At 45.0% G+C, this 5248-nt stretch carries 5 protein-coding genes and 1 tRNA gene; 1 reads left to right on the top strand and 5 read right to left on the bottom strand.

Annotated elements, in window-relative coordinates; genetic code table 11:
* The first annotated feature begins 75 nt into the window (after positions 1-75).
* On the top strand, positions 76-2442 hold the full coding sequence (locus POG22_RS05115; RefSeq protein ID WP_498903990.1) for a Sll1247 family protein: 2367 nt from the start codon (positions 76-78) through the stop codon (positions 2440-2442).
* Positions 2443-2803: 361 nt separating this feature from the next.
* Here the strand turns inward: POG22_RS05115 and frp are convergent, their stop codons facing one another.
* The 5 genes from frp to POG22_RS05090 form a co-directional block, all read right to left on the bottom strand.
* Positions 2804-3124, bottom strand: a complete 321-nt coding sequence (gene frp / locus POG22_RS05110; protein WP_498903988.1) for a fluorescence recovery protein — start codon at positions 3122-3124, stop codon at positions 2804-2806.
* Positions 3125-3235: 111 nt separating this feature from the next.
* Positions 3236-4192, bottom strand: coding sequence for an orange carotenoid-binding protein (locus POG22_RS05105; RefSeq protein ID WP_498903986.1), 957 nt, complete (start codon positions 4190-4192; stop codon positions 3236-3238).
* Positions 4193-4293: 101 nt separating this feature from the next.
* Positions 4294-4404, bottom strand: coding sequence for a hypothetical protein (locus POG22_RS05100; RefSeq protein ID WP_498903984.1), 111 nt, complete (start codon positions 4402-4404; stop codon positions 4294-4296).
* On the bottom strand, positions 4382-4564 hold the full coding sequence (locus POG22_RS05095) for a hypothetical protein (RefSeq protein WP_498903992.1): 183 nt from the start codon (positions 4562-4564) through the stop codon (positions 4382-4384). The genes POG22_RS05100 and POG22_RS05095 overlap by 23 nt, the downstream gene beginning before the upstream one ends.
* Positions 4565-4919: 355 nt before the next feature.
* Positions 4920-4992 (bottom strand) — tRNA-Phe (locus POG22_RS05090).
* Positions 4993-5248: the final 256 nt, after the last annotated feature.

The raw sequence follows: 5248 nt of genomic DNA, 5'->3' as shown, positions 1-5248 counted from the left end.
GTTCCCCGTTACCCGTTCCCGATTCCATTTTTGTCCCGATTTTTTACACAACTGATTTAAGGTTGCTATATCATCGTGAACTACGACTATCAAGTAGGTGGATGTCTGCCAGAAAACGCTCCGACTTATGTGGTTCGTCAAGCTGATACCGATCTGTTTGAAGGTATTACGCGGGGCGAGTTTTGCTACGTTTTTAATTCTCGCCAAATGGGGAAATCCTCGTTGCGAGTCCGAACGATGCAAAAACTGAAAGAACGGGGGTTTGTCTGTGGCGTCGTCGATCTGCTGCAAGTGGGAAGTTCCTGTATGTCTTGCAAGCAGTGGTATGCGGCGATCGCCTACGAACTCGCTCGGCGGTTCGATCTACTCTCGAAAATCAATTTGTTCGAGTGGTGGAGCGATCGCCCGTTGTTGCGCCACGATGAAAAATTGGCGGTATTCGTTCGCGAAATCCTCCTCAAACAAGCACACGGACAACTTGCGATCTTTGTAGACGAAATCGATAGCGTTCTGAGTTTGGGATTTAAAGTTGATGAGTTTTTTGGTTTTATTCGCTCCTGTTACGAATTGCGTCAAATGTATCCGGCTTACCATCGTTTGACATGGGTTTTACTGGGAGTTGCAACCCCGAACGAATTGGTCTGCGATCGTGCGAAAAATCCTTTCGATTTCGGTCGCGAAATTTATTTGTCTGGATTTCAGCCTTACGAATGCGATGTTTTAGTCGAAGGGCTAACACCTCATGCAGAACATCCCAAACGCCTACTGTACGAGATTTTACGATGGACGGGAGGGCAGCCGTTTTTAACGCAAAAACTCTGTCAGTACGTGGCAAGATCGACGGATATCGTGCGATCGGGTGAGGAAACAAACGCGATCGAAAACTTGGTTCGCATGCAAATTTTAGAAAATTGGGAGATGTACGACGAACCGCCTCACTTACGAACAATTCGCGATCGCATTTTAGCTAGTCCTCGACGCCAAAAACTGTTAGAAAGCTACTGTCACATCCTCAAATTTGGTGAAATCCCCATCGATCGCTCTCCCGAACAAATGGAATTGCGACTGGCGGGATTAGCGATTAAAGCCAACATTGGCTTTAAATTTGCTCGACCTGTTTTAAAAGTTTATAATCGTCTCTATTGGACAGTGTTCGATCGAAGTTGGCTCACCAAACAAATCGATATTGGCAAGATTCCCGAACCGGTTTTTCATAGAGACGATCGACAAAAGCTGTTCGATCTCGTGTTACAGGGATCTCTTCGTACTCAGTCCCCTGCTAAATTTATTGAATGGTTCGATCGCGCGTTCGTTCGAGGTGATGAAACAGTCGATCGAGAGGTCTCAGAAATTCTTCGTCATCTCGTCACGAGGGAAACGTGTGACGAGTTTGCAAAACTCCTTCATCGATGCTGTTACATTGTGATTAATTCTTGGCAAATTCGTCCCGCTTATAAAACTTATATTCCTGATTTTCTTGCTGTTTTTAATTCCATCAATTTAGAGGGCGATCGTGTTGGTTTATCTTTTTGTGTCGATCGATTGCGGCAGTTTATTTTTTATTTTACTCGAACGCATGAATATCTCGCACTTCAATTTTTGTTTAAAAATTTGAGACAACCTAAAAAAACACGCATAAAATCATCTTATATTGCCGACAAAATAGGTCGATATAATTTTTTAGGATCTTATTTTGAATCTACAATTCAAGGATCGAGTGACAATCGAAAAAAAGTCGAAGAGATTATTCGGACGCGTCAATGGCGGTTTGCTAATAAGTTATATCGCTATTCTAAATACTTGCATCGCGGGCGATCCGAGCGTCAGTTTTTAGAACCCTCTGTAGATTCTCAAGACACAATACTGCAAAGCCAATATAAAAATCCTACGCTGTTAAATGATATTGCTTTAGTTCGAGCGTTTCATGAATTTCAGTCAGGACAAGTTCGTGCAAAAGACTTTTTTACTTCATCCTCAATTTTTGAAACGTATCGAGATTTCAAACAGTCTTTATTTCAATATTTAACAGCCGATCTGTATATTAATTCCCCTGAATTTAAAAAACGTTTTCTAAACGAGTTAGAAGATTATATTTTAAAAATTCATTGTGAAGCAGATCGACGAAAACCCAATAATATTTTAGTGATGCAAACTTGCCAAATGACTCTCGACTACTTATTGGCAGATCCTGAAAACAAACGTCATATTTATCTCTCTAATTTTTTGGCGAACCTCGGTTCTTTACCGTTAATGGTTATGTTAGTGAAGACTATTTTAATTTCAACTCCCACGAAATCCGATCTCGAATATCGCATTTTTCGGTTAGTCGAACGGTATCAAACCGATCCGTTCGATCCCGAACATTGGCTCGTTGAGTCTCTAGAAAATTTAAATGTTGGCTTTACAGTAGGGTTTACGCCGCTGGAATTTCCTGAATTTTGAAATTCGGTGTTTGTCATACGGAATCCGAATCTCAAACACTGGTTTTTACCAACCTAACAAGTCCCTCTATCCCCCCAACCCCCCAACGCAGCGGGGGGCTAAGGGGGGGGATGTGGTGAAGACTTCTTGAAACCTAGCTTATCGGAAAAGGATGGAGTATCAGTTCGCTCGTCTGAGTCCATTTTAATAAATGTAAATCTCGCCAATCTATTTTTGAATTGGTGAAGTGTAAAGATTTAATCAATTAAAATACAAGACTAAAAAGAGAAGGAAAAAGGTGCATAGTGCAAAATTTCCTTCTCTGAAAACTCAGAATAAAAGTCGATCTCTAAAACTCTGCTTGCTTCTTTGAAAGATGTTGCTACATACGAGCCAAAGCAGAAATTTTAGCGAGCTTCTCTCGATCGAGAACGTGTAATTCTTCCAGCGTCAACCATCCCTCTTTCAGCAATTGCGAAAAAATGAAGATAAGTGCTGAATAGCTATAATCGTATTTACCGTCAATTTCATGTCGTTTGGCACTCAAGAAGTCGTGAAGCTTCCATATCTCATCAATTTCGCTGATATGGGCGACTTTTTGACGAACTTCTTCAACGAGACTTTCAATTTCTCGCGTATAAGCTTTATCAAAAGCTTCTCGTGCTGCTTCTTTCTCCTTTGTAGACCAGTTAACATCGTTCACTTGTGATTGCTATTGAAAATTTTAGTGAGTATAACTATTATAAAAAAAAAGAGCATTCTTTACAACAGAATGCTCGATAATTTTTTGTTAAATTGTTAACCTAACTTTGCTTTAGCGTGCGAGATTTAGCAGCTCTTTTGGTGAAGCTAACAGATCGATCGCCACGAAGAAAATCTTATTTTCCGGATCGAGCAAGAAACGCCAAGCAATGTTCATGCCGACGTTGCCGCCAAACCAAGGCGTTTGGACTTTACCCGTGACTTTAATTTGGGTGTAGCCGTCCTCGGCCGGTTCTTCCACACCGCGTTCGGGGATTAACTTGAGGTTTTGGCATTCTTCCCGGAAAAACCGCAGCACGTTATCCTTGCCGACGATCGGTTTTTGGAAGGGGGGTTGCAACGCACCGTCAGGAACGAACAGCTCGATCAAACTGTCGAAATCGTTGGCGTTTAAGTTGTTCATATATTGCAACACCGTCGAATTCGTCACGCCTTCGATCTTGACTTGGGTGCGCTGAGCTATATCTTTGGGGGGTATGACGGGTTCCGAGACGCGATTGTCGCCGACTTTACCCGAATCGAAGCCCATACCGACGACAGCGTTGCGTAACACGGTGATTTGCTGGCCGGGGTCGAGTCCGCGAATGGCTTGCAGGACGGCCGAAGCGTTGGCCGACAGCTTGTAGCCTTCGGGAATCGGAGCCACGACGCCCTCTTCCATCAACTTTCCGAGTTGATACCAGAATCCCAGTTTAATGTTGGGAGACCAGCTAGCATAGGTACGGCAGATGGGCGTGTCCGTACGGTTGGCGAGATCGCACATCGCCTGACTTTGCTCGAGGGGCTTCATCTGCCGAATTTCGTTTAGGGTGTTTTCGGCGAGGGTCATGCTGGCGGCTCCGGGGGCAGCGATCGTGATGCTCTTGCCCATTTCCAGGTAGGCAAACCAAATCAGAGCGAGTTGGTCTTCGGCGTTGAGTTGGTTGAATCGCGCGATCGTTGCCGGAACGACGTCAGCAGATAGCGTGTCCGGAAAAATTCCGCGAGCTGTATCGAGTGTAAATGGCATAGGTTTATCTTAACTGAGGTATAAGAAGAACCTACCACGATCGGCGACTTGTCGATGCCGTACTGAGCGATCTCCGACTGAGCGATCGCCCTTGGGTCGCTTCAAAAAATATCGTCTAACCCCAACACAAATCCAGGTAATACCGGCTCGCCCGATACCCCTGCCGTATTGTCCAATACCACTACCATCTCACCGGGCGCGTACACTTCCATCTGCTGCAATATCGGATCGACAAGCCAACCCAGTTGTACCCCGTTTGAGATATTCCGACATCTTGGCTTGCAGTACCTTTAGCCGATCTGTCCGCGATCGCAACTCCACGACGAACACCGGATACAAAGGCAAACATCCCTCTTGCTCCGTTTCGCTCAACGCCTCCCGCGAGGCATGATGACGTTGTAGATCCAGCCCTCAGCCCCACAGCATTCGAGGTTTGGGGCAATCTCGATAGGAGAAAGGCTCGCTCCGCCGACGAAAGGCGATCGTCGACCGGCCAGAGTCCGAAACTACTTTTAGGCTAGAGTGTGTGGCGTCAGAATTCGCTCTAAAGATGTTTTAAACAATCCCTTCTGATGCCATTGATGGAAATCTAGCCTAAAACGCGACCTAAATGCTTGCGACGATCGCAAGCATTTAACTTTGACGCCCAACGATACACAAACCGTAATAAAAGCCGAAACCCCCCACTACATAAGGCAGTGAGAGGTTTGGACAGACACCAAAAAAATGCCAGGAGGCGGATTTGAACCGCCGACACGAGGATTTTCAGTCCTCTGCTCTACCAACTGAGCTATCCCGGCTTGAGGTCGCTGTTTTTCAAGCGCTTTATCATCTTAACAAAGGAATTTTGGAATCGCAACCCCCTCGGGAAAGTTTTTTTAGAATAGGGGAACAAGGGAGAAACTGTTACCTATTAAGTAATTAGTCACCGCAACAGGTGAGGCTTAATGAAAAAAGCCTCAAACCTGGCCACGAGAAACCGGAGTAACCTTATCTTGGGTTCGTCGAGAGGGGTGGAGAACAACCCGAGGACGATAACAACTCCAAGAGTTGGTC

This window comes from Geitlerinema sp. CS-897 (genome assembly GCF_028368005.1).
Lineage (GTDB): Bacteria > Cyanobacteriota > Cyanobacteriia > Cyanobacteriales > Geitlerinemataceae > Baaleninema > Baaleninema simplex.
This window is presented reverse-complemented; position numbering and strand designations above follow the sequence as displayed.

Bases quoted from the DNA above. Each gene is read 5' to 3' on its own strand.
- POG22_RS05105 (WP_498903986.1), bottom strand. From the start codon at position 4,192: ATGCCATTTACACTCGATACAGCTCGCGGAATTTTTCCGGACACGCTA.
- POG22_RS05100 (WP_498903984.1), bottom strand. From the start codon at position 4,404: ATGGAAGTGTACGCGCCCGGTGAGATGGTAGTGGTATTGGACAATACG.